Origin of the sequence: Parashewanella hymeniacidonis (assembly GCF_016900895.1) — a bacterium.
Taxonomy (GTDB): Bacteria; Pseudomonadota; Gammaproteobacteria; order Enterobacterales; family Shewanellaceae; genus Parashewanella; species Parashewanella hymeniacidonis.
In genome coordinates, this window is the sequence record NZ_JAFEUN010000051.1 from 1 (window position 1) to 26,767 (window position 26,767).

Sequence of the window (26,767 nt, forward strand, 5' to 3'; positions counted from 1 at the left end):
GGATATTGGGAAGAATTTTGGTCAAAGTTAGATCGATACGGTTTTCCTGTTACACATAATTTGTAACGAGTTTACCAACAAGCCTGAAACAAATAATTTAGACATTAATTAGACTGAACACCCGGTAAAACTAACGTTCATTATGAAGAAAAGCGAATTTATGCCTATTCAGGGGGCCACTTATTTTGCTTAGAAGCAATTGATGGAAGAATCGTGTGGACGAATTCATTAAAAGGAATGGGTTATAGTGCTTGCATTATTGCAACCAAAAACCAAAGCTCATCGAACGTAGCGAGCCAGGTTGCAGCTCAGCAAGCCATTGCTGCGAGTGTCGCTGCAGCGGGTGCAGTTGCGGCTTCGAGCTAATTATCTTCTAAGTAGCACTTACAATTCGTTATTTCTGCACAAAACGTTACTGTGTTGGGGCTGCTTTTCCTCTTTCTATCATTCACAACAGTCCTATTTGTTCAATAAATGCGCTTTTTTCGAGAATATTTACCAATTTTGTTTCATTTTGCTATTATACTGTATAAATGAACAGTATTGCGGAATTTATGAAGATTATTCCTATAGCAGCACAGGCTGGAATCACGGGTTTCGAATCACCTGCAGCTGAATATTCACAGCTACCACTCAGTCTCGATGAGCTTTTAATTGAGCATCCTAATGCGACATTTATTGGTCGAGCGTCAGGCAATAGCATGCGAGATGTGTGTATTTTTGATAACGATATCTTAATCGTAGACAGGCATGTACAGTCGCAGCATTTAGATGTCATCGTCGCTAATTTGAATGGTGAGTTTATTTGTAAAGTTTTCGATAAGGAGAACCAAAAGTTACTTTCAGCTAACGGATATTATCAAGCTGTCACGATTACAAGCTTCGATGATTTTTCATTTGAAGGCGTTGTAGTGAAGTCGATTCGTTGTTTTCGTCCTGCATCAGTATTATTGAGCTAACTTATGTATGCGTTATGTGACATCAATAGCTTCTACGCCAGTGCCCATGCGGTGTTTAGACCTGACATTCGAAAAGATGGGATCATTGTGCTAAGTAATAATGATGGCTGTATTGTTGCCGCAAACCGTAAAGCAAAAGAGCTTGGTATAAAGAAATTTAGCCCTTATTTTCAAGTAAAGAAACAATGTGAGCAATTAGGTCTACATGTCTTTTCGTCTAATTATGAACTGTACAGTGACTTGTCATCTAAGTTCATGCAAACAGTAGGGCAGTTCGCTCCAGCTCAGCATATCTATTCTATCGATGAAACCTTTTTAGACCTTCACCGTTGCTTCCCAGCAATTCGTGACTTTTATGCTTATGGGGACTTAATCCGAAAAACAGTATGGAAAGAATGTCGTTTGCCTATTTGTGTTGGCATAGGTACAACGCTAACGTTGGCAAAGCTCGCTAATCACACGGCAAAGTGTCATCGGCATTATAACGGTGTATGCATGATCGATAATGAAATAGATAGGCTCAACATACTGAAAACGACTGCTGTTAATGATGTGTGTGGTATTGGCAAAAAAATAAGCCAGCGCCTTGAGTCGATGGATATTAAAACGGCTTATCAGTTAGCAACAATGCCTCCCAAATGCGCAAGAAAAAACTTCAACATTGAAATAGAAAGAACTGTTAGAGAGCTAAATGGACAAATTTGCAAAACGTGGGATCAGGTTCAGGCAGATAAGAAGCAAATATTCAGTACCCGAAGTTTAGGTCGCAGAATTACCAGTCGTGATGAGCTACAACAAGCTTTAGCTAAGCACGCCAATATAGCTGCTCGTAAAGCTCGAAGTCAGAATAGTGGCTGCCAGAGCTTACTCGTATTTGCTGGGAATTCAACGCATGACGATAGACCGCAACAATTCAAAACAATAATGAAGTTTGCTAGGCCAACAAATTGTTCAACCGAACTAACGAAAGCTACGACACGATCGCTCGACAAGTTGTTCCGCACAGGCGTTCGCTATTACAAAATTGGAGTGGGTATGTTGGATTTATCTGATTTGAGCCACGAACAATACGATTTATTTAATCAGAGTCAAAATAATCCAGAGTTAATGAAAGTATACGATGATCTCAATGACCGTTTTGGCCCAGATACTATTTACTTAACAGCACAAGGCCAGAATCAGCGATGGGCAATGCGCAGAGAAATGTTATCGCCACAGTACACGACAAATTAGAAGCACATTCCAATCATAAGGTGTTGATGTGAGGAGCTTATGAAACGGTAAACATTAATCACTCAATAAGTGCATACACATAATTGCGCACAATGTATATTATGTTAAATAGGGTGTGGAGCTGATTATAATGATAAACTCGAACGCTTCACAAAACATAGCTCGAATTTATCGCATTTGATGGATCGTGATTTTCTTCTCAGCACTATATACCCGAATCAAGTATTGTTCTGGTTCAGTGCCTAAATGAAACTTTCGCAAATTGAACCATTCTCACGGCCAATACCACACTTTTTAGAATTAAGAATTAAGAATTAATACTGAGATGATCGAGCGGTTTATTTTGTGCTGATTGGTACCTTTCTACGTCAGTGGTATGTAGATATAAGGATGTTGTATCTATACTTTCATGACCCGCATCTTTTTGAACATGTGATAACGGCCGCATATGTATATTAATGTCATGGCTAATGCCTGTGTGGCGAATATTGTGTGCTGTTAGTTTAGAAATATCATTTCCATCTGATTCAAAGCCATCTTTTTTCATTTCTTCAGCTGCTTGTTGAATAATAAATTGAATGTCATCGCGGATCTGACGAATACCCAAGTTTGCATTTAAAACACCTACATCCCGTCCACGGCCTGCCGCTTTATGTCTTATGAATAGAGGATCTAATTCATCAGAACTGGGTAATTGTGATAATCCTAAATGACCACGATACTCTTTGAAAGCTTGTAAAAGATTTTTAGATACCGTGACAGTTCTTGATTTACCACCTTTACTGTTTGGTATATGAAACAGCCAAATGCCTGTTTGACGATTCTGCTTAAACTGACTCATTACTGGTGAATATCCAGGTCTGGCAGATACTTCTGAAATTCGTAAATAGCAGGAATAAATCAAATTAATGAGAAATTTATGGCGTGCGTACGTCGCTGAATCCTTTTTAGCAAGGCTGTTTACCGTAGAATTTACGTAGGACCACTGTAATTCAGTAAATATTGGTAGTATTTCATTCGCAGTATCGTTTCGAAATGTTTGTTTATTAGCAAAGCGACTGTGCTTCAGCCAAACTTGCGCAGTATTGCGTTCACAAAACTCCTCGCTGAGTAAGTAAGTATAGAAAGAAGACAAAATAGCAATCTTGGTTTTTAATGCGTTCTCACTGAGTCTATAAGCCTGTTGAGTGCCATTGACCAGTTTAGCGATGAATGGTCTCCAATTCGCATTAGGTGTTCGACCTGATTCAGAACCTTTGAACTGAGCAACATTGTAATTACCAATTAAATCTACCGGTGGCTGCTTGCAATACTCGACATAACGGGACATATCTTTGCGTTTCAAATCTGCAGGAGACATAGCTGCTACATCAAAACACCAATGCAAAAACGTAGTAAGCTCACTACGATAGGCTTTATAGTTATTTTCTTGATCTTTATGTTCATATAACCAATCTGAAGCGTGCTCTAACACTAAACCAGCATCCGTAACTTTATCAAGGCTGATTTGGGTAATGTATTGGTTGTTGTAACTATTACCTTCTAATAAAAACTCAGGTTTATCAAACAGCGGTAAAACAGGAGGAAGTTGCAAAATATTCATTTGAGAAAGCCAATTTAATGCAGATGCCGATAATGGTATTTATCGGCATTAATCTAAGAAAAAGTAAATCTATACTTATAAGGTATATTGTACAAACATTCATTGTTATCAATTAATGTCATTTACACAAATCATGTGATCAATTACACAATTATTTTAACTGATGTAAAATCGACCATTTACACAAAGATAATTGTATTATTTAGCCATTATCAGCAAGAAAATCATAAAACACTGTAGATGTCTGACCATTTAACTCATAAGTAACAAATAATCGCCAAACCATATAACCACTAGCGCAGCTACCTAGAATAGCTTTTGATGAAAAATCTTTATCATTCAGACTGTTGGTTGTGACAGGAATAATGCCCATGAACATATCCCTCCCCTCAATTCGAGCAGATTTTATTGTGATACTTTTGTTTGATTTAAGATTTATGGATAAATCTTGTTCGCTTGGTACCGTGTTTGGGGTGATAAATAATGCTATTTCTGCCCCATTAGCTTCTTTTAAGCATGAACTGACTAAAAAATTACATAAAGACCTATCAATTTGGTCAAGATTAGCATTTTTTTGTTTTGAGTCACCACAAGAACAGACTAATAACACTGTGATAATTATAGATATTTTTCGAAAAGTAGATGCGTAACACACAGTAACTTACCTTTTTTTATAATGGGTCACATTCTGCGCTCTAATATGATCCAGATCAATTTAACTCTGCCCTACCTAGTATCTTTTTAATAGTGTCTAAAGTAAAATATATTCGTTTGCTGATGTATTAAATGTTGTGCAAGCTTCGCAGCGGCACTTACTGATTAATTTTTAACAAAAAGTAATCACAAGTGTCATTTAACAGGTAAAGCGTGGCTTTACTAAAACTATAAGTAAAAGTAATAAGCAGTGGAAGCATTATGATGAACCATTCCCAGCCTCAAGGCGCTGATTACAATTACACCGTAGTCCGCCAATTTGCCCTTACAACTGTGTTGTGGGGAATAGTTGGTATGGCAGTAGGTGTTTTAATTGCGGCTCAGTTAATCTGGCCGGCACTAAACTTCGAAACTCCTTGGTTAACGTTTAGCCGTTTACGGCCTTTACATACCAATGCAGTTATTTTCGCGTTTGGTGCTTCAGCTCTATTTGCTACATCGTATTATGTAGTTCAACGTACCTGTCAAACTCGTTTGTTCGCACCTAAACTGGCTGCGTTTACATTCTGGGGTTGGCAAGCAATTATTCTTTCTGCGGCAATTACCCTGCCCCTAGGTTTTACTAGTGGTAAAGAGTATGCAGAATTAGAATGGCCAATTGATATCGCAATCACCATAGTGTGGGTGGCATATGCGGTAGTATTCTTTGGTACCATTGTAAAACGAACCACCTCTCACATTTATGTAGCGAACTGGTTCTTTGGTGCTTTCATTATTGCCGTTGCCGTTTTGCACATTGTGAATTCTATGGCCGTGCCTGTAAGTATGCTTAAGTCATACTCTTTATACGGCGGTGCTGTAGACGCAATGGTTCAGTGGTGGTATGGACACAATGCAGTAGGTTTCCTATTAACAGCAGGTTTCCTAGGTATGATGTATTACTTCGTACCTAAACAAGCCGGTCGTCCTGTCTATTCATACCGTTTATCAATTGTTCACTTTTGGGCATTGATCGCACTTTATATTTGGGCTGGACCTCACCACCTTCACTATACAGCTTTACCTGACTGGACTCAGTCTTTAGGTATGGTGATGTCATTGATCTTATTTGCTCCTTCTTGGGGTGGCATGATCAATGGTATTATGACGTTATCTGGTGCTTGGCATAAACTACGTACCGATCCTATTCTTCGTTTCTTAATTGTTTCTCTTTCTTTCTATGGTATGTCTACCTTCGAAGGTCCGATGATGGCGATTAAGACTGTGAACGCATTATCTCACTATACGGATTGGACAGTTGGTCACGTACATTCTGGTGCTCTTGGCTGGGTTGCTATGGTTTCTATTGGTGCTCTGTACCACATGATTCCTAAGGTATTCAATCAAGGCCGTATGTACAGTATCAAATTGATCAATACTCACTTCTGGCTTGCGACAATTGGTACTGTTCTTTACATCGTATCAATGTGGATTTCTGGTGTAATGCAAGGTCTAATGTGGCGTGCAGTTAACTCTGATGGAACGTTAACATACAGTTTTGTTGAGAGTATCGAAGCATCGTACCCATTCTATTTTGTTCGTTTCTTAGGTGGTGTATTCTTCTTAGTTGGTATGTTCTTAATGGCATACAACGTGATGAAGACTGTTAAAGCACCTGAAGGCTCTTTGCCTAAACCAGCTGAAGCATAAGGAGTAGAAACGATGAAATTTAATCACGAATTTATTGAAAAGAACGTCGGCCTACTCGCTATCTTTATTGTAATTGCAATTAGTTTTGGTGGTTTAGTACAAATCACCCCGCTAATCTTTCAAAAAGATACAACAGAGCCAGTAGAAGGATTAAAACCTTTTACAGCACTTCAGCTTGAAGGTCGCGATATTTATATCCGTGAAGGTTGTCATAACTGCCACAGTCAGATGATTCGTCCACTACGTGCTGAAACAGAACGTTATGGTCACTACTCTGTTGCTGGTGAGTCTGTATGGAACCACCCTTTCCAGTGGGGTTCAAAACGTACAGGTCCTGATCTGGCTCGTGTAGGTGGTCGTTACAGTGATAAATGGCATGAAGTTCATTTGTTAGACCCTCGCGCAGTGGTACCACAATCAAATATGCCAGCATTCCCTTGGCTTGCTGAGAATAAGATTGATAGTGATTTAACGGCTGATAAGATGGAGATTTTCCGTAACTTCGGTGTTCCATATACAGACGCTGAAATTGCTGGTGCAAAAGCTGCTGTTGAAGGTAAAACTGAAATGCAGGCACTGATCGCTTATCTACAGTCGTTGGGGCATGCCCTCAAATAAGGAGGCAATATATGGATTACGGCACATTACAGGGAATTCTTACAATCATTGTGATGCTCGTCTTTGTCGGTATATTTGCTTGGGCTTATAGCTCTCGTCAAAAAGATAACTTTGATGAAGCAGCTAACCTTGTTTTTTCCGATGAGGAAAAGGATAAGGACTCAGGAGAGCAAAAATAATGTTAATGAGTAGCTTCTGGAGTATATGGATTACAGTAATTTCATTATTTGTAATCGCAGGATGTTTTGTCCTATTACGTTGGTGCTCCAAAAACACAACGGGTGTCGAAGAAGGTGAGTCTATGGGCCACTCTTTCGACGGTATCGAAGAGCTAAATAACCCACTACCAAAATGGTGGAGTTATATGTTTTACATTACCATCGTGTTCGGTTTGGCGTATTTAGCGCTTTATCCAGGACTTGGTAACTTCAAAGGCCAATTGGGTTGGAGCAGTTCAAACCAAAGTATTGGCCACGTGAAGGGTGTTAGCGCAAAAGAAGATTCTAAAGCGGCGGTTAAAGCAGCTGAAGAAAAAGGTCTTTATGTGCAGTATGATCAGGAAGTAAAAAAGGCTGATGAAAAATATGGCCCTATCTTCGCTGCATACTTAAATACTCCACTTGAAGAGTTAGTAAAAGATAAAGATGCTCTAAATGTTGGTAAGCGTTTGTTCATTCAAAACTGTGCTCAATGCCATGGTTCGGATGCACGTGGTAGTAAAGGCTTCCCTAACCTAGCGGATAATTCTTGGTTGTATGGTGGCGATTTAGCTACTATCAAAACATCAATCATGAATGGACGTAATGGTATGATGCCTCCTAAAGGTGGTTTACCAATTGCGGACAGCGAATTACCTGGCTTAGCTGAATATTTGTTTGAATTATCTGGCCGTAAGTTTGACGCAAAACTTGCAGCTGAAGGTAAAGCATCATTTATGAAGGGCTGCTTTGCATGTCACGGCATGGATGGCACAGGTAATAAATTTTTGGGTGCACCAAACTTAGCGGACAAAGCTTGGTTATATGGTGGTTCACGTAAATCTATTATCGACAGCATTAAGCATGGTCGTAGCGGTGCTATGCCAGCATGGAAAGATGTTCTTGGTGAAGAAAAAGTTCACGTAATTACTGCTTACGTATACAGCTTGTCTCATCAAAAATAATCATGACTGATTAGAAAAAGGTCTCGGTGGTAATCGAGGCCTTTTTTTTAATGATTCAAGTTATTAAAAATTGTAGAATCGAAATCAAATTTTTTACTGAGTTTTGAAATTCAGAATTCAATAAAGAGTTTGTTGTAAATAATTAGGAAGTTCTCATGCAAAAAACGATGGAAAAGGTTCAGCCATGGTATAAACAATTTTGGCCATGGTTCCTTATTATCCTCCCTTTAATTGTCGTTGCTGCCAGTATTGCAACATTAATCATCGCAATAAAATACTCAGATAATCTCGTTGTTGATGACTATTACAAAAAAGGCAAAGGTATTAATCTGGACAAGCATCGCGAGCAAAAAGCTCGAGCTATGGGACTCCAATTTTCAATAACCGTTGAAGGCAACAAAGTTCTAATCAAACAGCATGGTGGTGAGCCTTATAAAGCTGCTTTGAATGTAGAGTTTTATCACCCAACCATTCAAGAGCGTGATTACAAAGAACTCGCTGTTGCAGACGGTAATTCAAATTATCGCATCACCTTTCCAAGACCAGTTCAAGGTGATTGGCAAATTCGCCTAGAAAGCTTTGATCATACATGGAGATTGCAAAAGCGTTTCACATTAGACGATGGCGTAGAGCGTTGGTTAAATTAATCTAGTTTTTGGATAAGCGTCTATGAACAAAGAGCGTTGTTTTCATTGTAGTGAGCCTATTCCATCAGGCTCACAGTTTATTACCGTCATCGATGATGAGCCTCAAGAAATGTGTTGCCCTGGTTGCCAAGCGGTTTCACAAGCAATCATGGATGCGGGTTTAAAGAATTATTATAAATTTAGAACGGAACCTGGTGCTAAACAATCAGAGATTGTTCCTGAACAATTAAACAGCTTTAGTGCTTATGATCTTGAGGAAGTACAACAGGACTTTGTTTACAAAGATTCAGACGTTTCAAATGTTTCTTTGTCCATTGACGGCATTACTTGTGCAGCTTGTGCTTGGTTAATAGAGCACAAGTTAAAACAAGCCCAAGGCATTGTTACTATCAATGTCAACTCAACTACCCAGCGTGCTTTGCTTGCTTGGGATGCAAGTCAAATCAAGTTGAGCCAAATCTTGGCCATCATCGCTTCAATTGGCTACGTTGCAGCGCCTTATCAAGCGGATGAAGAAGAAGCTAAAGCTAAACGTAATAGTGGTCAATTTTTATTACGCTTAGGTCTTGCTGGCTTTTCTACAATGCAGGTAATGATGTTTGCATTGGCGCTTTATACTGGTTACTTCACTGATTTAGATAGCGAATTTAGAGACTACTTTCGCTGGGTAAGTATGATTTTTGCTGCACCAGTTGCTTTGTATTCAGCCCAACCGTTCTATTTTAGTGCGATACGCGCCCTCCTCTCGAAAAACATTAATATGGATGTCCCTGTATCTATTGCAATTGGTGGTGCATTCATCTCGAGTTGTGTGGCCACTTATAACGGAACTGGTGAAGTTTATTTTGAATCAGTTTCTATGTTCACCTTTTTCTTATTACTTGGTCGGTACTTTGAACAGAAAGCAAAACAAAAAGCTTCTGTTAACTCAAGTAATTTGCACAAACTGGTACCGTTAACTGCACACCTCATCGATAGTGCAAACATTAAAGAAGTCGCTGCCAAACAATTAAAATTAGGCGATAGAATTTTGGTAAAGCCAGGTGATCTCGTTTCAGCTGACGGTATTGTTATTGATGGATTGTCGAGTATTAATGAATCCATGCTTACTGGTGAAAACTTACCGGTAAGTAAAAAAACTGGAGATAAAGTTTTTGCTGGAACCATTAATGTTGATCAACCACTTAAAGTTGAAGTTACCGCGATTGGCAAAGATCAATTTGTTGCTGAAATCATCAGGCTACAAGAGGCTGCTTCTAACAACCGTCCTGCAATTTCATATTTGGTTGATAAACTATCAAGGTATTTCTCAACCGCAGTAATGTCATTAAGCTTCATCACTTATTTGGCCTGGCATTTCTTTATTTCACCAGACGATGCATTTTGGGTAACATTATCTGTACTCGTAGCTACCTGTCCTTGTGCATTAGCATTAGCCACTCCAACAGCTGTAACCTGTGCGATCTCGACGTTTACCAAGATGGGGATCATTACTCGAAAATCAGGGGTTTTTGAATTATTGCCACAGTTAACTACGGTAATATTCGATAAAACAGGTACCCTCACCTATGGGGAATTAAAAATAGCTAACGTTAAAACTCTGGGTAATGAAACTGAAGAAGAAGTTTTAGCAATTAGCGCAGCGCTTGAAAAAGAGTCATTACATCCTATTGCTCAGGTATTTTCACCTTATAACGTACCATCTGTGACTGCCGACTCAATTGAGCATGTTGTAGGCCAAGGGATTCGTGGATTAATTAAAGGCAACAGCTATTGTATCGGCAATGAGATACTCACAAATTCAGAGATTAAATCTGATACCAATCAATATATCTGGTTAGCAAAAAATGGACAGGTAATTGCCGAAATTACGTTACAAGATAAATTGCGTTCTGATGCGGCAGATACAGTAATAGAATCAAATAGACTGGGTTTAAGAACTTGCATCGCAAGTGGTGATAATTCTGGTCAAGTTCGAAAAGTTGCAGAAGACGTTTCTGTTGACGAGTCACATGCTGGGTTGTCACCCCAACAAAAGCTGGAACTTGTGCAGAATTTTCAAAAGCAAGGTCATAAAGTTGCCATGTTCGGTGATGGGATAAATGATGCACCTGTTCTAGCTGGCGCTGACTTAAGTATCGCAATGGGCAGTGGTACGGCTATCGCTAAAAACAGTGCCGACCTCATTCTGTTAGGCGATAAATTAAATCGTTTCATTCAAGCTATTTCTATTGCAAAGAAGACAACCAGTATTATTAAACAAAACCTGATGTGGGCGCTCGGTTACAACATTATTGTCCTGCCACTTGCTATGTCTGGTAATATTGCACCCTATATCGCAGCTATTGGTATGTCAGCAAGCTCGTTAATTGTAGTTTCAAATAGCTTAAGATTATTAAAGGATCCTTCATGAGCATAATTTATGTATTAATTCCTATTGCTATGCTCTTTGTAGCCATTGCTGTTGCTGTATTTTTCTGGGCTGTAAAGTCAGAACAGTTCGATGACTTGAACCGTCAGGGATCATCCATTTTATTTGAAGATGATGCTGAAGAAGCGCCTTCACATTCGCAACATCAAAAAGAAAAACTAGATGACTGATTATGGATTACTTGGAGCGTTCATTGTTGGTTTGATGGGCGCTGGCCATTGTGTTGGCATGTGTGGTGGTTTAGTCGCATCATTTGCTTCACAACAGTCTGCGATAAAGATTGGTGAAAACCTACTTCTCAAACAGCTTAAATTGCAATTTTCCTACAATTTTGGCCGTATTGTCAGTTACTCAATTGCAGGTGCCCTATTGGGCGGTTCAGCTGCGACGCTCTCTCACCTTTTTAATGTTGATGATTATTTGGTCTGGTTGCGAGTTTTCGCTGGTATCATGATGATCGTTACTGGATTATATATTGCGCAGTTATGGTTTGGTTTAACGAGAATAGAATTTATTGGTAAATACTTGTGGTCAAAAATAGGCCCAACAGCATCAAAGTTTTTACCAATACAAACACCTAAAAAAGCGGTCATTGCAGGCATGATATGGGGTTGGTTACCTTGTGGATTGGTTTACTCCACACTAACCTGGTCTGTAGCATCAGGATCAGCTGTATCGGGCGCTTTAATCATGTTTTGCTTTGGATTAGGAACCTTTCCTGCAATGCTATCTACAGGAATGGCGGCAAAAACCTTAGCAACTTGGATACAAAAAAAATCAGTCCGTGTGATCAGCGGTATCTTCATCATTTTGTTTGGAATTCAAACTTTATATGTTGCATATAATCAAATATAAGCGTTAGATAATTGTTATAAACACTTGATGATCTCGGCGCTTGCAGGCATCATATGCTCATTTTGACACTGTACCTAAAATTAGTTTTTAGATTGTGAGAATGAAATGCCTCTTGATATAAAAAAACCAAAAAAAAGCAGTTCTGGCTGTACGATTCATTGTCATGATTGCAGCATGAGTACACTGTGCATCCCTGTTGCTTTAAATAGTAATGAGCTTGACCAATTAGACGATATCATTGAACGAAAAAAACCCATTCAAAAAGGTGAATTGATATTTAAGTCTGGGGATGAACTAAAATCTTTATTTGCTATCCGCTCAGGTACAATTAAAAGTTATACCATCACTGAACAGGGTGAAGAGCAAATCACTGGCTTCCATCTTGCTGGCGATGTAGTTGGTTTTGATGGAATTAGTTCAAATAGTCACCAAAGTTTTGCTCAGGCTCTAGAGACATCTATGGTTTGTGAGCTTCCATTTACTACTCTAGATGACCTTTCCGCTACAATGCCAAAGCTACGTCAACAGATCATGCGTTTGATGAGCAGTGAAATAATGAATGACCAAGACATGATTCTATTACTTAGTAAGAAAAGCGCTGAAGAGCGTTTAGCTGCGTTTATCAGTAATCTTGCTACTCGTTTTGGAAATCGTGGTTTCTCACAGAAAGAGTTCCGTCTTACGATGACACGTACAGATATTGGTAATTACCTCGGGTTGACCGTTGAAACTATTAGCCGTATTTTAGGTCGCTTTCAAAAGTCTGAACTTATCGAAGTTAATGGAAAGTATATTACTATCAAGAGCTTCAATGAGCTTAAAGAGCTTGCAGGAACGGCTAGAATTGGTCGATAAAGCTACCCTATCTTTGATTTAAGACAAGAACACATCTTTTTAATTCGTTTTCGTTACCCTCATAATGATTAGTTTGTTTGAACGCAAGCTAATCTATGTTATTTTTTAAGTATCTTAGATTATTAATGAGGGTATCTTATGAAGGAATATAAGAAGTTATTAGTTGTTTTAGATCCTACAGCGGAACATCAAGTCTCACTAAAAAGATCAATTGAGCTCGCACAAAAAAACTCATCAAAAATTACCGTTTTTCTCTCTATTTTTGACTTTTCTTATGAAATGACTTCGATTCTCTCATCCGAAGAACGTGAAGCCATGCGTCAAGGCGTTATCGATCAAAGAAAAGCGTGGATTAATGATTTAATCGAACCATATAAATCAGAAGGGTTAGACATTTCCCCTTGTGTGGTTTGGCATAACCGCCCTTTTGAAAGCATTATCGAACACGCTATTGAAAATGAATGTGACCTCATTATCAAAGGTACTCACGAGCATGATAAGTTAAAATCTGTTATTTTCACGCCTACAGATTGGCATTTAATTCGTAAAGCACCGCAGCCCGTACTTTTAGTAAAAGAACACGAATGGCCTGTGAGCGGAAAGGTGTTATGTGCAGTCAATACTGGTGATGAAGATCAAGCTCATCAATCTTTGAATAATGAAATTATTTTGTATGGTCAGTATTTAGCGTCTAAATTCAATTCAGAGTTGCACCTTGTAAATGCTTATCCTGGAACACCGGTAAATATATCAATTGAGCTACCCGACTTTGATGCGTTTACGTATAACGAGTCGATGCGTACGCAACATGAAAAGCAACTAACAGAAATTGCATCGAGTCATAGTATTTCAAGCGAATTTTGCCATGCTAGAGAAGGCTTACCTGAAGATGTGATTCCTGAATTAGCTGAAGAGTTAGATGCTGAGCTTGTGATACTAGGAACGGTTGGTAGAACAGGTATTTCAGCCGCTCTGATTGGCAATACGGCTGAGCATGTCATCGATAATATCAATTGTGACCTATTAACATTAAAGCCTGAAGGATATAAATCACCTTTAGAAAGTTAAAGCCAGTTTACCTCTTTACCCGCTGTTGCTTTATTGGAATAATACGCGCCTAAAATTAGCTGAAGGCGCGTTTTTTATGTCAGTAGACACACAAGAAGTAACAATAGAAGCAAAAAAACAACAAACTAGAATGAATAAGTTGCAGAAACGGCTGCGTCGTGAGGTTGGTACTGCAATTGCTGACTACAACATGATCGAAGACGGTGATCGCGTTATGTGTTGTCTTTCTGGTGGCAAAGACAGTTATGCCATGTTGGACATTCTTTTAAACCTTCAGCAAAGAGCACCAATTAGCTTTGAGATACTCGCCGTTAATTTAGACCAAAAGCAGCCAGGCTTTCCTGAAGATGTATTGCCAAATTACCTCGACTCTCTAGGTATTGCTTACCATATACTTGAGAAAGACACCTATTCGATCGTCAGAGAAAAAATTCCAGAAGGTCAAAAGACTTGTTCGTTATGTTCTCGTTTACGTCGAGGGACTTTATATGGTTTTGCGCAGCATATAGGTGCAACAAAGATTGCGCTCGGTCATCATAGAGATGACATTATTGAAACGATGTTTTTGAATATGTTTTATGGTGGAAAAATGAAAGCGATGCCACCTAAGCTGTTATCAGATGATGGTGCAAATGTTGTGATTCGTCCATTAGCTTACTGCCGTGAAAAAGATATCGCTGAGTATGCGACATTAAAGCAATTTCCGATTATCCCTTGTAATTTGTGTGGCTCCCAAGAAAATCTAAAACGTCAAGAAGTAAAAGACATGCTAACGCTATGGGATAAACAACAACCAGGGCGCATAGAAACGATATTTACTGCTATGCAAAACACTGCGCCGTCACAAGGCGTTGATCGAAACCAATTCGACTTCTTATCGTTAAAGCAGGACCCTGATGCAACTACTAAGGATGGTTTTGTTGCTGAAGCCGATTTACCAGCTTTTGACTTTGTTGATGTGAATAATAATGGACACATTAATTTAGAGGACACACAGCGGATTGATGTTGTTAATACATTTACACCATAATTGATTCTAAAAAAGAAAAGTCCTTTTAAACAAAGGACTTTTTATATATAGGATTCTTAAGGTGCTAACCTATCAATATTCCAATTGTCATGGTCTTTTGTATATATAAATCGGTCATGCAAGCGATGTTCTCCGCCTTGCCAAAATTCAATTGATTCAGGTTTAACAATATATCCACCCCAGAATTTAGGTAAAGGTACATCTCCGTCTGCGAACTTTTGCTTCATTTCTTTGAATTTTATTTCTAGAGCCTGTCTTGCTGTTAGCTTATGTGACTGCTTTGAAACCCATGCTGCAATCTGACTTTCTTTAGGACGAGATACAAAATATTTTAATACTTCAGCAGTGGAAAGCTTTGTTGCGTGGCCGGTTATCGCAACTTGTCGTTCAATATTATGCCAAGGAAATAATAAATTAACCTTGTTATTGCCTTCTAAATGTTGGGCTTTACGACTTTCTAAGTTGGTAAAAAATACAAATCCATTTTTATCGAAGCGCTTGAGCAGAACAATACGCTGGTATGGTTGACCATTATCATCGACTGTTGCTACAACCATTGCAGTAGGATCAAGCAGTTGTATGTCTTTAGCTTGCGTCATCCATTTTTCAAACAAAGCAAAAGGCTCATTTGGTAGGTCTGAACTGCGCAACCCACCTTTTAGATACTCACGACGAACCTCAGATAAATCCATACTACTTATTCCTTAATTAAATCTTTACCTAATGCCCATATATGAAGCATATCTAAACCAAGTGTAGCACCTGCTAACGCCGTTATTTCTGAAGAGTCATAGGCAGGAGCAACTTCGACCACGTCCATTCCAACAATGTTTAGACCTTGCAAGCCTCTAACGATTTTAAGAGCTTTATCACTGCTTAAACCGCCACACACTGGTGTACCTGTACCAGGAGCAAAAGCAGGATCGATACAATCTATATCAAAAGTAAGATAAACAGGAAGATCACCCACTCGTGATTTTACTTGATTTACAATATCTTCAACGGTTAAGTCATTCGCTGTTCCAGCATCAATGACTTTGAATTTATGGTTTTTATAATTGTATTCAGTTCGAATGCCAATTTGAACTGAATGCTCTGGGTCTATAATGCCCTCATTTGGAGCATGATAGAACATAGTACCATGATCATACTTACTGCCCTGATCATAGGTATCAGTGTGCGCATCAAAATGAATAAGTGCCATTTTGCCATGCTTCTTAAAATGCGCTCTTAAAAGCGGTAATGTAACAAAGTGATCGCCGCCAAAACTTAATAGTGCTTTATTCGACTCAACAATTTTCGTGGCAAAGTCTTCAACCCTTTGGGTAAAGTCTTCTGAGTCACCATAATCAAAAACAAGATCTCCTGCATCAACGATGGAGATATATCGACTTAAATTAAACTGCCAAGGCCAACGTTTTGCTTCCCAAGCTAGATTAGTTGATGCATTACGTATTGCGCCTGGGCCCATTCTTCCACCAGATCGCCCTGTCGTAGCCATATCAAATGGTAAGCCTAATACCACAATATCTGCATCACTTTCTAGTGGTTTGAAATCAAGAGGTTGACGCAAATAACCGAATGCATTTGAGTACAACGAATAATCTGGTTTATCTGCTAAGGTTGTCATTGCTGCTCCTAAATCTCTTTACTTGTGTAAATAAAAGAAATTCTATTTTTCTGTTGCTTGATAATGGAGATATTTTACATTAATTCCATTCTCAGAAGTTATTTCTGCAATGGTATGTTTATCAAGGTTAAAATAAGTGTGAGGTAAGTTGGTATTAATAAATATACTATCCCAAAATTTTGGATTTAGATTTACTAATAGCTTCTGAACGATCTGCTGATATCTTTCTGTGTCAGACAAGTTTGTCTCAAAGGTTACGAATGAATTAGGTACTTGAGGTGTGACATGAATAGTAAAATATTCGTCCTCTTTTATCCCATTTATAGAGTAACCAAAAGGTGAAAATAAATAGTCATCGATAAGGTAGTCTTTAAATAACACATCAATTTCAAGTAGCGCTCTGATGAACCTTTTATCAACATTAGTTTCAGTCAAATTACAAATAGCCTTTGTATCAATGTCATACATCAATAATTCGAAACATTGAAATTGTTTATTTGGGTTATGTACGAATAAATGGTGACAATGAGAATCTACTGTTTGAATACGATAAAAAGATCCACTTAATTGTTTTTGTAATACTTCAATATCTTGCTGGAATGTCGTTTTTTGCAGCTCGGGGCTAACTTCATTCTTCCTTTGGTAAATCAAAGAATCAAATACTTTTACACCGAGCTCATCGATAAGCACTTGAATAGAATTAATTAAAATAGTACGGCCACATGTAATCATCAGGACTTCTTTATCCCAGACGAACAAACTCGATTCACTTAATATATATGCATCACAGTGATCATTACTTATCACAGATATGATTTCTGCGTTAGCTCGATTAACGACAAGCTGCCAAAAATCAAACCCTAGTGCTCTTAAAGACACATTAGGCTCAGATACTGTAAGTTTTAATTTTTTTTCTGTTCCTTCAAAAAACATTTAGCGCTGAGCCTTTTCAAAAAAGGGGGTTCACCTTTTATCTAAAATCTTCCAAATATGTATAACCTTGAAGACCAGCTTCTAGCTCTCCTAGAATACTTTCGCGTTCACTTTCTGAGATATGCTTATTAACGAGATCTTCATAAGTCTGCATAAAACCTAAAGCATCAAGATTAACGTACCTGAGAACGTCAGCAACTGTATCGCCGGGTAAGACTGATTCAATGAAGCTATTACCATCGTCATCAACACGAACAACCGCTGAATGACTATCACCAAATAGATTATGAATATCACCAAGAATTTCTTGATAAGCCCCCACCAAGAAGAAGCCAATCAAATAAGGGCTATCAGCATTCCAAGCTGGAACTGGCAGTGTTGTTTCAATACCTTGCCCGTCAACATATTGATCAACAATACCATCAGAATCACAAGTAATATCAAGCATTACTGCACGGCGTTTTGCTGGCTTATCGAGTCCAGACAGTGGTAACACAGGAAATACTTGATCGATACCCCAAGCATCTGGCAAAGACTGAAATAATGAGAAGTTAACAAAGAATTTGTCAGCAAGCTTTTCATTCAACTCATCAATAATTGGGCGGTGATATCGATTTTTGCTGTTTAACAGCCCTTGAATATCATGACAGATACGTAAATTGGTTTGCTCAGCCCACGCTCTTTCAGTTAAAGATAATTGACCTAATGCAAATAATGAATGAGCTTCAGCAAGATCACTTTGAGTGTCATGATAGATTTCAATCATCGCACGTTGATTAGCTCGACCTTTCAACTCTTCCCAAGATTGCCACATGTTTTGTAGTAATACTGGTGCATTTTCTTCTGGAGGTTGAATGTTTTCGGCTTGATATGCCTCAGTACCAATAACATCAGTAATTAAAACGGCATGATGCGCTGTGAGGTGGCGGCCAGATTCAGAGATAATTCTCGGCATTGGCTGGTCATATTCATTACAAATATCCATCAATACATGAACTATATTATTGGCATACTCTGTTAGACCATAATTCATAGAATTATTACTTTGGCTTCTTGTACCGTCGTAATCGACAGCTAAGCCACCGCCAACATCAAAGCAATCAATTTGAGCTCCGAGCTTACGAAGCTCACAATAAAATCGAGCTGCTTCACTTACACCTTGACGAATATCACGGATATTCGCTATTTGAGAACCAAGATGAAAATGTAAAAGCTGTAAACAATCAAGCATATCTGCTTGATTGAGTTGATCAATAACAGTGAGTACTTGAGCGGCAGACAAGCCGAACTTAGACTTTTCACCGCCACTTGCTTGCCATTTGCCTTTACCTTGAAACGCTAGTCGAGCTCTTAAACCTAGTCTAGGTGCGACGCCTAGGTCTTTAGCTTCCTTTAACACCATTTCGAGTTCAGACATTTTTTCTAAAACGATATAAACTTTATGTCCGAGTTTCTCACCAATGAGTGCTAAACGAATATATTCATTATCTTTGTATCCATTACAAACAATAACAGAACTGGCCTTTTGCGCCATGGCGAGTACAGCCATTAGTTCAGGTTTGCTGCCTGCTTCTAATCCAAGTTGAGGTACTTCTTTTTTTTGCTGACTAGCAAGAATTTCTTCAACAACCGTCTTTTGTTGATTAACCTTAATTGGATAAACCAATAAATAATCATTTTCATACTCGTATTTGCTAATAGCGTTATTAAATGCGCTACACAAGCTATGAACTCGATGATGTAAAATTTGTGGGAAACGAATGAGTACGGGCAACGAAATGCCAGCAGCAACCATATCTTGGGCCAGTTTGTTCAGTCCAATTGTATAATCAGGTCGTGTCGGATCAGGTGCGACATTAACTTCACCTTGATCATCAACACCATAGAAACCCTGACTCCAATGTGCAACATTGTAGCCATCTCTTGCATCATCAATAGACCAATTGTTCATATTGTATGAGTCCAACTATTTATTACTTACAACCGCTTGAAATACAAACAGCACCATGAGTTTCAGCCACACCATCTAAATAGTATGAGAAAATGCGCAATTAGACACCGAAGATCAAAGGTTTGCAACTAAAGAATAATGATTACAAACGCTAATGAAAAAAATGTATGACTGGTGATTGAATAACGCTCAATAAAGCATGTAAATATGCTTAAACAAAGCGATTATAAAATGAATTTATCTCAAAAAACACTTATAATCCTGCAGTTCTAAAATAGAATTGAGAAAATGATGATAGAGCTTGGTAAATATTCCACATTGGAAGTCGTTAAACTGGTCGATTTCGGTGCTTACTTAAACGCTGGCGATTTTGGTCAAGTTTTACTCCCAAAAAAATATGTTCCTGAAGACACTGATGTTGGAAACGAGCTAAAGGTTTTCTTATATCTTGATTCAAAAGATTTGTTGATAGCAACAACACAAAGACCTCGTTCACAAGTTGGTCAATTTTCTTATCTAAAAGCAATTGCAACGAATAAGGTCGGTGCATTTCTAGATTGGGGATTAGACAAAGATTTATTACTTCCGTTTGCAGAGCAAAATAAGCGCGTTGAGGAAGGACGTTCTTACGTTGTTTATACTTACATTAATCACATTGATGAGCGAATTGTCGCATCGATGAAGATAGATAAGTTCTTGGATCAAATCGAGCCAGATTACGAAGAAGGACAAGAGGTTAAGTTACTTATTGCTGGTAAATCTGATCTTGGTTACAAAGCCATTATAGAAGATCAACATTGGGGACTCGTTTTCTATAATGATATCTTCCAAGATATCAAAATTGGAAAAAAGGTTACTGGTTATATTAAGCGTGTTCGAGAGGACGGTAAAATTGATTTAACCCTCCAAAAAGCAGACAATCAAAGTTTTGATAAACACACAAACTCTGTTCTTATCAAAATCAAACAAGCAGATGGTTTTTTACCACTAGGCGATAAAAGTGACCCTGAGCTCATCTACAAAGAGTTTGGATTTAGCAAAAAAATCTATAAGAAAGCGATTGGTAGTTTGTTCAAAGCGAAACTTATCACCATTGAAAAAGACGGAATTCATTTAGTTTAGACGAGTTAAAATAATGAATAGCCTGTAAAACAGGCTATTCATACATTTATACTTTGATGCATTGCAGTAAAGCTATATAAGGCGGCATATTATTGTGAGGTGCATTATTCCCCTCTGCTTCTGTCCGTCTTTTTTGATTGAAGCGTATGCCAACGTCATCCCCTTGGCCTGTAGCAAATTCCGGATCTTTTCCTCTGTCCTCATAGTACCAATCACTATACACGTGAGTATGTCTTGGCAATTCTTGCTTGGTCAACTGGTGCTTTTCTTCGCCACCAATGTTTCCCAATTCATACACTGACAATCCCTCATGTTGGTCATTGAGTGAAATGGTAAAACGTCCTTTTCCAGGTTCAAATACATCCCAACCATTTGGGCAATGTTGTAAGTTAAAGAAAGCAATAGTATTTGCAGGGACAACTTTTCCACTCGAATTTAACTTTTGTTCAAGTGCATTGAGTTGCTGTTTTAGAGTTAAATTAATTTCAGCCTGTCGTATGTGCTTTTGATAACTGAATATACCAACCACTGCCGTTAATAGAAAAATGAAACCAGAAATGTATTTCATATAAAATCCATTTATTATTTTAATAAACAAACCATAACAGATTTGTTTGGTGTTTATCTATCCCAACGTGATTTTATCATTGCGCCATCTTCGGCCAAAATATCGCGACCGTATCGGTAAACCATTTCGATGCTACTCCATCTGCCAGATTGTTGAGCGGCGATATGAGAATGACCTTTCGCTAATAAATCTTGGCAAGCACCAACACGAGCAGAGTGCCCTGACCATCTTTCGATATTATGAACAATGAACGGATCGAATTGTTTAATATCTACTAGCGCCTTTTGAAATATTTTATCTATCGAGTAACCAGAAAGCGGTTTTTGTTGTTCATATTCATTTAAGTTATTATGCCACTTTACCTTATTGGATTTTAAAATAGGACGAAATATAACACCTGACATTGGGCTATTTAATTTATTTATATAATTTTTCAATATGTTAATGCACTCTCTGCTTAACATAACTTTGTCAGCCAAACCACTGTGATTTGTTTTTGTAAATGGAATCGTTAGAATTGCACGCCCATCACTACTGAAGCTCAAATCTGAAAACTTGATACGGGCTAATTCAGATTCCCTGAGTAATGTTTCATATGAAAAACAAAGCAACGCTAAATTTCTTACATCCGCTAATTTATTGCTCTCTGACCAGAGCTCTATTACTTTATCTAAATGAACTTCTTTAAAGGCTGCAACTTGTGAAATGACTTCACCTGTACGTGATTTTTGCTTTTTAATTCCTTTTAACAGTTGTCGTATACGTGCGCTTTTAGTGGGAGACGGTAATCCGGCTGCTTCATGGACTGAATTGACCGCCCAAATGAAAATTTGTAATGAGTTAGCTTTCGAGGTCTTACTTTTTTGAATCAAAAAACGTTCAAAGGTAATGACGGATGATGGCAGAAATCGTTCTGAATTGACTGAACACCATTCAACAAATTTATTCCAATTGAACTGAATACTCTTTTTTGAGTTGTCAGAATAAAAATATTCATTCTCAAGTGACGAGGTAAACTCACTCAGCAAAAGCGTAACTATCGATTGAATTTTTTCATTATTTTCTTGAGAGGGGGACTCACTTAGAATTTCTTGTAACTCTGTTTTCAAACCATCATTGGGGTGTTGAAGTTGAGAATAATAGGTTGAGTTATCACCCTTGATAGGTAGTGACTTGTTTATATTTAACGGTTCAATTTTCATCATCTGACCCTAAGCAATCTATATGGTCATGATATGTATCAACGAGAAACTCAATCGCAGAACTTAAGCTTTCTAGTTTTTCAATTTGTTTAATTTGCTCAAGTTGCTCATAAATAGGTTTTGCTAATTCAAGACGAACAAGCTTGTTCCTTTTCTTGATTTGACGTAGTTCGAAACGAACTGCACGCCAGCCTTTTTCTGAGAATATGCGATTCAAATTAATATTAATTACATCAAGGCTTTCAAATTCCGTATCTTTAATGGGTAAAGACTGCAGCTTCTTTAACAATAAGCTCGTTTCAGAGATGTAGCTATTTGCGACCTTATCAGTGAGGTTACTATTATAGTTTTCGAATTTTAATACAACATTACTCCTACGAATCTTTTTAAGAAGGTACGAAGTAATTATTGGAAGGTCGTCTGGTGAAAGTAACAGCAGAGGGCGTCCACGCTTTTTATTTCCATCAACATATTCCCAATGAGGTGTTTTGTAATTCAAATGCATTACAGACAAAGTTCCGATTCATTATTAAGTAGCACCACTACCATAAATAAGCCTTTTAATTTCAAATTTTATGAAAAAAATTCGTTTATAAATATAGGTTGATATAATTAGCATTATATCAATTTATAATTGTGTGATTCCAACTTAAATTGAATTATTTCGTATAAGTTTTATGCAAAAGAAAGGCCTCATTTAGGAGCCTTATTAAGTTACTTAGTTAAACCGAGTTTAACTAATATTCGTTTCTCTGAAATTGGGTACTTAGTGCCTAATACCTGTGCAAAACAGGAAACTCGATATTCTTCAATCATCCATTTTGCTTCCTGTAACTCTTCAGGTATCGAAGCAAGTTTTGGTACTTTCATTAGTTGGGCTTCGAGCGCTTGTTCAACTTTGTTAATAGAATGCATTTGCAAACGATCCCGCGTTGGGTCAACCGGCAATTTATCCAGACGATTTTCAATAGCTTTCAAATATCGATTGAGATCAGGTAGTCGTTGCCAGCCACTTGCTTCAACAAAGCCTTTGAAGATTAAACGATCTAAGTGAGCTTGAATGTCACTCATTGCAAAGGCGATATCTAAACTGATTTTTCCTTTTATTCGTTTTTTAATTTTTTGGTGCAGCGTTAGGATCTGCTCTGCTTGCAGTGCTATTTTTTCTGCAGTTGTGTTTAGCTCTGCCCTTACCCAATCTCGAGCTGAGTTAAAGTCATCTTCGTTTCTTACATCAAGTTGTTTTTCATCTAACAACTGTTGCACTGCAGCATTGATGATATCTTCAATCAGAATATTCACTTGGCCAAACGGGTTAAAGTACATCGAAAGTTTGGCCTTATTTGGCAGTTTCTGCTGCAAATGCTTAACCGGAGACGGAATATTTAATAGTAGTAACCTACGTAAACCCACTCGGTTAGCTTGGTTTGCCTGGTTTTCATTATCAAATAATTTTATTGCAACCGAATCCTTATTATCAACTAATGCTGGAAAAGCTTTTACTTCAAAGTTCCCACGCTTTTGCTGAAATTGTTTTGGTAACACACCAAAATTCCAAGATTCAATCTTTTCTTTTTCAATACCTGAATCAGCTACTTTTCGAATAGCTTGTTTCACTTTTCCTTGAAGCTTATTTTGCAGCGAGACCAAGTCACGGCTTTGGTCAATTAATTTACCGTTATGATCTTCAATTTTAAAATTAGCGATTAAATGAGGCGTTAATTGATTAATTTCAAAGTCGGCAGCAGAAATTTTTACGCCACTCATTCTAAGCAACTGCTTACAGAGAGAAGAAAGTAAATCCATTTCGAAAGGCTTCATTGCTTGAATACAAGCTTGAGCGTAATCTGGTGCTGGAACAAAATTTCGTCGCAGCGTTTTTGGCAATGATTTAATGAGTGCAATACACTTTTCTGTTCTTAAGCCTGGAACTAACCAATCAAAATCACGATCTTCAATTTGGTTAAGCAACGCAACAGGGATATGGATTGAAACACCATCATCTTCATTTCCCGGTTCAAACTGATAACTGATTGGTAAGGTTAAATTACCTTGAATCCAGTTATCCGGAAAATCTAACGTTGATACATGATCTGCATCGCGCTTATAAAGCATTTCTGGATCAAAATGTAACAGTTTTGGATTCTCAGATTTTTCAGTATTCCACCATTTATAAAGTGTGGCCGAACTATAAATATTGTTCGGAATTAATGGCTCATAGAAGTCGACAAGTACTTGCTCATCAACAAGAATATCTCGTCTTCTTGATTTATGTTCCAACTGTTCAATTTGTTCTAGTTGCTGTTGATTGTGAACAAAGAAAGGTTCTTTCGTTCTGAATTCTCCATCAGCCAAAGCGCTTCGAATAAAGATTTCTCTTGCTTCGACTGGTTTAATTTTTCCAAACTGAATTTTACGTTTGTGTACGGTAGTTAAGCCATAAAGTACCTGATTTTCAAAAGCGACAACACTACCCTGCTTAGCTTCGAAATGAGGCTCATTATAATTTCTCTTGATCAGATGACCGCCTAAAGACTCAATCCAATCAGGATTTATCTTCGCACAGGTTCTTGCAAATAAACGTGACGTTTCAGTCAGTTCAGCAGCCATGACCCATTTCGGCCCTTTTTTCGCTAATGGAGAACCTGGAAAAATAAAGAATTTACGATTTCTTGCACCAAGATATTCATTGTTTTCAGCTTTAAAACCGATATGACTTAATAAGCCTGAAAGTATTGATTGGTGAAGGGAATCATACTCTGTTTCTGTATTACCTTCGTTTAGCTTCCATTTCAAATCATGAACAGCTTGGCGTAATTGAGCATAAAGATCTTGCCATTCACGAATGCGTAAATATGCAAGATACTCAGCTTTACATTTTTTTCTGAACTGGCTTGCAGAGTATTCTTTTTGAAGTTCTTTTATATGAGTCCACAAGTTTAACCATGCAACAAAATCAGACTCTTTATCTATATATTTACTGTGAGCTTCATCGGCAGCTTGTTGTTTTTCAAGTGGTCTTTCTCTCGGATCTTGAATTGATAACCCAGCTGCGATGACCATAACTTGCTGTAGACATCCAAGTTTTTTGGATTCAATCACCATTCTAGCCAAACGAGGATCAACAGGTAATTGCGCTAATTCACGGCCAAGATGAGTGAGCTTTAATTGCCCATTCGTTTTGGATACTGCTGTTAACTCTTCTAGCAATAAGAAGCCGTCTTTGATATGGCGTTCATCGGGAGGCTGAATAAATGGAAACCCCCCAATATCACCTAACCCAATAGATAGCATTTTTAAGATTACTGATGCTAAATTTGTGCGTAAAATTTCAGGATCAGTAAATTCAGGTCTGTTTAAAAAGTCCTGTTCGTCATACAAACGAATGCAAATACCTGGGCCTACACGACCACAGCGTCCTTGTCTTTGATTGGCACTGGCTTGAGAAATAGGCTCAATGGGTAACCGTTGTACTTTTGTTCGATAACTATAGCGACTAATACGAGCAGTGCCCGGATCAATGACATAGCGAATACCGGGAACAGTTAGTGAGGTTTCTGCAACGTTAGTAGCTAAAACGATTCTTCTACCAACATGACTTTTGAATACCTTGGATTGTTCACCATACGAGAGTCTGGCATACAAAGGTAAAATTTCAGTATCTCGATATCTCTGCTTGTTCAGTTGTTCTGCTGTGTCACGGATCTCTCGCTCACCATTCATGAAGATCAAAATGTCCCCCAGTCCTTCAGACATGAGTTCTTCTACGGCTGCGAAAATACCTTCAGTTAAATCTAAATCTTGGGAACCATCACGAACTAAAGGTTGGTAACGGGTTTCAACTGGATAGGTTCTTCCAGAAACTTCAATGACTGGCGCATTACTAAAATGTTGGGAGAAACGCTCTACATCAATGGTTGCAGAAGTAATGATGACTTTTAAATCACGGCGTTTTTTTAGAATTTCTTTTAAGTAACCTAGGATAAAGTCGATATTTAAACTTCGCTCATGCGCTTCGTCGATGATTAACGTATCGTATTGATTAAGAAACTTATCTGAAGAGAGCTCGGCAAGTAAAATACCATCCGTCATCAATTTAACGTAACTGGTCTCTTTTATTGAATCTGAGAAACGAACTTTAAAGCCAACGGCTTCACCTAATGGTGTATTAATTTCTTCAGCTATGCGGGTAGCAACAGAGCGTGCTGCTAAACGTCTTGGCTGAGTATGTCCAATCAGTCCTCTACTCCCTAACCCCAAATCTAAACATATTTTTGGAAGCTGCGTTGTTTTACCTGAACCGGTTTCACCAGCAATAATGACAACTTGATTGTTGGCAATAGCTTCTGCAATGTCATCTCGTTTTTGAGATACGGGTAATGCATCTGGGTAAGAGATTTGTGGACGCTTCTCGCGACGTTCATCTGCTTTTTCTTTCGCTAACTGTGCGGCTTCAGCAAGTTGATTAAGCTCCTGCTGTTTTTTATGAGAATCAGGTTGCTTCTTTAAACGAAACAAACGGCGTCTGATTTTTGCCGTATCAAGCATGAAACCTTG

25 protein-coding genes are annotated in these 26,767 nt (G+C 38.1%); 15 read left to right on the plus strand and 10 right to left on the minus strand.

Annotated elements, in window-relative coordinates:
- Positions 1–213: 213 nt before the first annotated feature.
- The 3 genes from JQC92_RS11520 to JQC92_RS11530 all read left to right on the plus strand — a co-directional run bounded on the left by JQC92_RS11520 (position 214) and on the right by JQC92_RS11530 (position 2,192).
- Positions 214–366: a hypothetical protein gene (locus JQC92_RS11520; RefSeq protein WP_204999791.1), complete on the plus strand. Its 153-nt coding sequence runs from the start codon at positions 214–216 to the stop codon at positions 364–366.
- A 188-nt stretch (positions 367–554) separates the two neighbouring features.
- Positions 555–959: a LexA family protein gene (locus JQC92_RS11525; RefSeq protein WP_204999792.1), complete on the plus strand. Its 405-nt coding sequence runs from the start codon at positions 555–557 to the stop codon at positions 957–959.
- 3 nt (positions 960–962) lie between these two features.
- A complete protein-coding gene (locus JQC92_RS11530) occupies positions 963–2,192 on the plus strand; it encodes a Y-family DNA polymerase (protein ID WP_204999793.1) in 1,230 nt (409 codons plus the stop codon).
- A gap of 307 nt (positions 2,193–2,499) precedes the next feature.
- On the opposite strand, the gene JQC92_RS11535 is transcribed toward JQC92_RS11530, so the two are convergent.
- Together JQC92_RS11535 and JQC92_RS11540 are read right to left on the minus strand one after the other, a co-directional pair.
- Entirely contained in the window at positions 2,500–3,786 is a 1,287-nt protein-coding gene (locus JQC92_RS11535) for a tyrosine-type recombinase/integrase (RefSeq protein ID WP_204999812.1), read from the minus strand.
- A gap of 211 nt (positions 3,787–3,997) precedes the next feature.
- Complete coding sequence (locus tag JQC92_RS11540) at positions 3,998–4,450, minus strand: hypothetical protein (protein ID WP_204999794.1); 453 nt, start codon at positions 4,448–4,450, stop codon at positions 3,998–4,000.
- Between the two features lie 260 nt (positions 4,451–4,710).
- Here JQC92_RS11540 and ccoN point away from each other — a divergent pair, with 260 nt between their 5' ends.
- From ccoN to ttcA, 11 genes are all read left to right on the plus strand, one after another.
- The gene (gene ccoN, locus JQC92_RS11545; protein WP_204999795.1) at positions 4,711–6,138 is read left to right on the plus strand and encodes a cytochrome-c oxidase, cbb3-type subunit I; all 1,428 of its coding nucleotides are present in this window, start codon (positions 4,711–4,713) and stop codon (positions 6,136–6,138) included.
- Positions 6,139–6,150: 12 nt separating this feature from the next.
- On the plus strand, positions 6,151–6,756 hold the full coding sequence (gene ccoO, locus JQC92_RS11550) for a cytochrome-c oxidase, cbb3-type subunit II (protein ID WP_204999796.1): 606 nt from the start codon (positions 6,151–6,153) through the stop codon (positions 6,754–6,756).
- 11 nt (positions 6,757–6,767) lie between these two features.
- Positions 6,768–6,935 (plus strand): cbb3-type cytochrome oxidase subunit 3, encoded by a 168-nt coding sequence (locus JQC92_RS11555; protein WP_204999797.1) that lies wholly within the window; start codon positions 6,768–6,770, stop codon positions 6,933–6,935.
- 5 nt (positions 6,936–6,940) lie between these two features.
- On the plus strand, positions 6,941–7,918 hold the full coding sequence (ccoP, locus tag JQC92_RS11560) for a cytochrome-c oxidase, cbb3-type subunit III (protein WP_204999813.1): 978 nt from the start codon (positions 6,941–6,943) through the stop codon (positions 7,916–7,918).
- A gap of 155 nt (positions 7,919–8,073) precedes the next feature.
- Positions 8,074–8,565, plus strand: coding sequence for a FixH family protein (locus JQC92_RS11565; RefSeq protein ID WP_338049509.1), 492 nt, complete (start codon positions 8,074–8,076; stop codon positions 8,563–8,565).
- Between the two features lie 22 nt (positions 8,566–8,587).
- On the plus strand, positions 8,588–10,978 hold the full coding sequence (locus tag JQC92_RS11570) for a heavy metal translocating P-type ATPase (protein WP_204999798.1): 2,391 nt from the start codon (positions 8,588–8,590) through the stop codon (positions 10,976–10,978).
- Positions 10,975–11,166: a cbb3-type cytochrome oxidase assembly protein CcoS gene (ccoS, locus tag JQC92_RS11575; RefSeq protein WP_204999799.1), complete on the plus strand. Its 192-nt coding sequence runs from the start codon at positions 10,975–10,977 to the stop codon at positions 11,164–11,166. Before JQC92_RS11570 ends, ccoS begins: the two co-directional genes overlap by 4 nt.
- Positions 11,159–11,851 carry a sulfite exporter TauE/SafE family protein gene (locus tag JQC92_RS11580; protein ID WP_204999800.1) on the plus strand — a complete coding sequence of 231 codons (693 nt, stop codon included), beginning with the start codon at positions 11,159–11,161 and terminating at the stop codon, positions 11,849–11,851. The genes ccoS and JQC92_RS11580 overlap by 8 nt, the downstream gene beginning before the upstream one ends.
- A gap of 105 nt (positions 11,852–11,956) precedes the next feature.
- Positions 11,957–12,706 (plus strand): electron transport transcriptional regulator EtrA, encoded by a 750-nt coding sequence (etrA, locus tag JQC92_RS11585; protein WP_204999801.1) that lies wholly within the window; start codon positions 11,957–11,959, stop codon positions 12,704–12,706.
- A gap of 138 nt (positions 12,707–12,844) precedes the next feature.
- Positions 12,845–13,774, plus strand: a complete 930-nt coding sequence (gene uspE / locus JQC92_RS11590) for a universal stress protein UspE (protein ID WP_204999802.1) — start codon at positions 12,845–12,847, stop codon at positions 13,772–13,774.
- 76 nt (positions 13,775–13,850) lie between these two features.
- The gene (gene ttcA / locus JQC92_RS11595) at positions 13,851–14,804 is read left to right on the plus strand and encodes a tRNA 2-thiocytidine(32) synthetase TtcA (RefSeq protein WP_204999803.1); all 954 of its coding nucleotides are present in this window, start codon (positions 13,851–13,853) and stop codon (positions 14,802–14,804) included.
- 56 nt (positions 14,805–14,860) lie between these two features.
- Here ttcA and pdxH read toward each other — a convergent pair whose 3' ends face one another.
- Genes pdxH through speA form a run of 4 tightly spaced genes read right to left on the minus strand, consistent with a single transcriptional unit; the run spans position 14,861 to position 19,318 of the window.
- Positions 14,861–15,496, minus strand: coding sequence for a pyridoxamine 5'-phosphate oxidase (pdxH, locus tag JQC92_RS11600; RefSeq protein ID WP_204999804.1), 636 nt, complete (start codon positions 15,494–15,496; stop codon positions 14,861–14,863).
- Positions 15,497–15,501: 5 nt separating this feature from the next.
- A complete protein-coding gene (speB, locus tag JQC92_RS11605) occupies positions 15,502–16,434 on the minus strand; it encodes an agmatinase (protein WP_204999805.1) in 933 nt (310 codons plus the stop codon).
- Between the two features lie 42 nt (positions 16,435–16,476).
- On the minus strand, positions 16,477–17,367 hold the full coding sequence (locus tag JQC92_RS11610; protein ID WP_204999806.1) for an adenosylmethionine decarboxylase: 891 nt from the start codon (positions 17,365–17,367) through the stop codon (positions 16,477–16,479).
- 37 nt (positions 17,368–17,404) lie between these two features.
- The gene (gene speA / locus JQC92_RS11615) at positions 17,405–19,318 is read right to left on the minus strand and encodes a biosynthetic arginine decarboxylase (protein WP_204999807.1); all 1,914 of its coding nucleotides are present in this window, start codon (positions 19,316–19,318) and stop codon (positions 17,405–17,407) included.
- Positions 19,319–19,609: 291 nt separating this feature from the next.
- On the opposite strand from speA, the gene JQC92_RS11620 reads away from it, so the two are divergent.
- Entirely contained in the window at positions 19,610–20,440 is an 831-nt protein-coding gene (locus JQC92_RS11620) for a CvfB family protein (RefSeq protein ID WP_204999815.1), read from the plus strand.
- A 46-nt stretch (positions 20,441–20,486) separates the two neighbouring features.
- Here the strand turns inward: JQC92_RS11620 and JQC92_RS11625 are convergent, their stop codons facing one another.
- From JQC92_RS11625 to hrpA, 4 genes are all read right to left on the minus strand, one after another.
- Positions 20,487–21,008 (minus strand): hypothetical protein, encoded by a 522-nt coding sequence (locus JQC92_RS11625; protein WP_204999808.1) that lies wholly within the window; start codon positions 21,006–21,008, stop codon positions 20,487–20,489.
- A 53-nt stretch (positions 21,009–21,061) separates the two neighbouring features.
- Positions 21,062–22,210 (minus strand): tyrosine-type recombinase/integrase, encoded by a 1,149-nt coding sequence (locus JQC92_RS11630; protein ID WP_204999809.1) that lies wholly within the window; start codon positions 22,208–22,210, stop codon positions 21,062–21,064.
- Positions 22,200–22,715 (minus strand): hypothetical protein, encoded by a 516-nt coding sequence (locus JQC92_RS11635; RefSeq protein ID WP_204999810.1) that lies wholly within the window; start codon positions 22,713–22,715, stop codon positions 22,200–22,202. Before JQC92_RS11635 ends, JQC92_RS11630 begins: the two co-directional genes overlap by 11 nt.
- A 209-nt stretch (positions 22,716–22,924) precedes the next feature.
- On the minus strand, positions 22,925–26,758 hold the full coding sequence (gene hrpA, locus JQC92_RS11640) for an ATP-dependent RNA helicase HrpA (protein WP_204999816.1): 3,834 nt from the start codon (positions 26,756–26,758) through the stop codon (positions 22,925–22,927).
- Positions 26,759–26,767: the final 9 nt, after the last annotated feature.

What these genes read in the sequence shown, in the direction of transcription:
- JQC92_RS11525 (WP_204999792.1), top strand. Translation starts at nt 555, where the DNA reads ATGAAGATTATTCCTATAGCAGCACAGGCTGGAATCACGGGTTTCGAA.
- JQC92_RS11530 (WP_204999793.1), top strand. Translation starts at nt 963, where the DNA reads ATGTATGCGTTATGTGACATCAATAGCTTCTACGCCAGTGCCCATGCG.
- ccoN (WP_204999795.1), top strand. Translation starts at nt 4,711, where the DNA reads ATGATGAACCATTCCCAGCCTCAAGGCGCTGATTACAATTACACCGTA.
- ccoO (WP_204999796.1), top strand. Translation starts at nt 6,151, where the DNA reads ATGAAATTTAATCACGAATTTATTGAAAAGAACGTCGGCCTACTCGCT.
- JQC92_RS11555 (WP_204999797.1), top strand. Translation starts at nt 6,768, where the DNA reads ATGGATTACGGCACATTACAGGGAATTCTTACAATCATTGTGATGCTC.
- ccoP (WP_204999813.1), top strand. Translation starts at nt 6,941, where the DNA reads ATGAGTAGCTTCTGGAGTATATGGATTACAGTAATTTCATTATTTGTA.
- JQC92_RS11565 (WP_338049509.1), top strand. Translation starts at nt 8,074, where the DNA reads ATGCAAAAAACGATGGAAAAGGTTCAGCCATGGTATAAACAATTTTGG.
- JQC92_RS11570 (WP_204999798.1), top strand. Translation starts at nt 8,588, where the DNA reads ATGAACAAAGAGCGTTGTTTTCATTGTAGTGAGCCTATTCCATCAGGC.
- ccoS (WP_204999799.1), top strand. Translation starts at nt 10,975, where the DNA reads ATGAGCATAATTTATGTATTAATTCCTATTGCTATGCTCTTTGTAGCC.
- JQC92_RS11580 (WP_204999800.1), top strand. Translation starts at nt 11,159, where the DNA reads ATGACTGATTATGGATTACTTGGAGCGTTCATTGTTGGTTTGATGGGC.
- etrA (WP_204999801.1), top strand. Translation starts at nt 11,957, where the DNA reads ATGCCTCTTGATATAAAAAAACCAAAAAAAAGCAGTTCTGGCTGTACG.
- uspE (WP_204999802.1), top strand. Translation starts at nt 12,845, where the DNA reads ATGAAGGAATATAAGAAGTTATTAGTTGTTTTAGATCCTACAGCGGAA.
- ttcA (WP_204999803.1), top strand. Translation starts at nt 13,851, where the DNA reads ATGTCAGTAGACACACAAGAAGTAACAATAGAAGCAAAAAAACAACAA.
- pdxH (WP_204999804.1), bottom strand. Translation starts at nt 15,496, where the DNA reads ATGGATTTATCTGAGGTTCGTCGTGAGTATCTAAAAGGTGGGTTGCGC.
- speB (WP_204999805.1), bottom strand. Translation starts at nt 16,434, where the DNA reads ATGACAACCTTAGCAGATAAACCAGATTATTCGTTGTACTCAAATGCA.
- JQC92_RS11610 (WP_204999806.1), bottom strand. Translation starts at nt 17,367, where the DNA reads ATGTTTTTTGAAGGAACAGAAAAAAAATTAAAACTTACAGTATCTGAG.
- speA (WP_204999807.1), bottom strand. Translation starts at nt 19,318, where the DNA reads ATGAACAATTGGTCTATTGATGATGCAAGAGATGGCTACAATGTTGCA.
- JQC92_RS11620 (WP_204999815.1), top strand. Translation starts at nt 19,610, where the DNA reads ATGATAGAGCTTGGTAAATATTCCACATTGGAAGTCGTTAAACTGGTC.
- JQC92_RS11625 (WP_204999808.1), bottom strand. Translation starts at nt 21,008, where the DNA reads ATGAAATACATTTCTGGTTTCATTTTTCTATTAACGGCAGTGGTTGGT.
- JQC92_RS11630 (WP_204999809.1), bottom strand. Translation starts at nt 22,210, where the DNA reads ATGAAAATTGAACCGTTAAATATAAACAAGTCACTACCTATCAAGGGT.
- JQC92_RS11635 (WP_204999810.1), bottom strand. Translation starts at nt 22,715, where the DNA reads ATGCATTTGAATTACAAAACACCTCATTGGGAATATGTTGATGGAAAT.
- hrpA (WP_204999816.1), bottom strand. Translation starts at nt 26,758, where the DNA reads ATGCTTGATACGGCAAAAATCAGACGCCGTTTGTTTCGTTTAAAGAAG.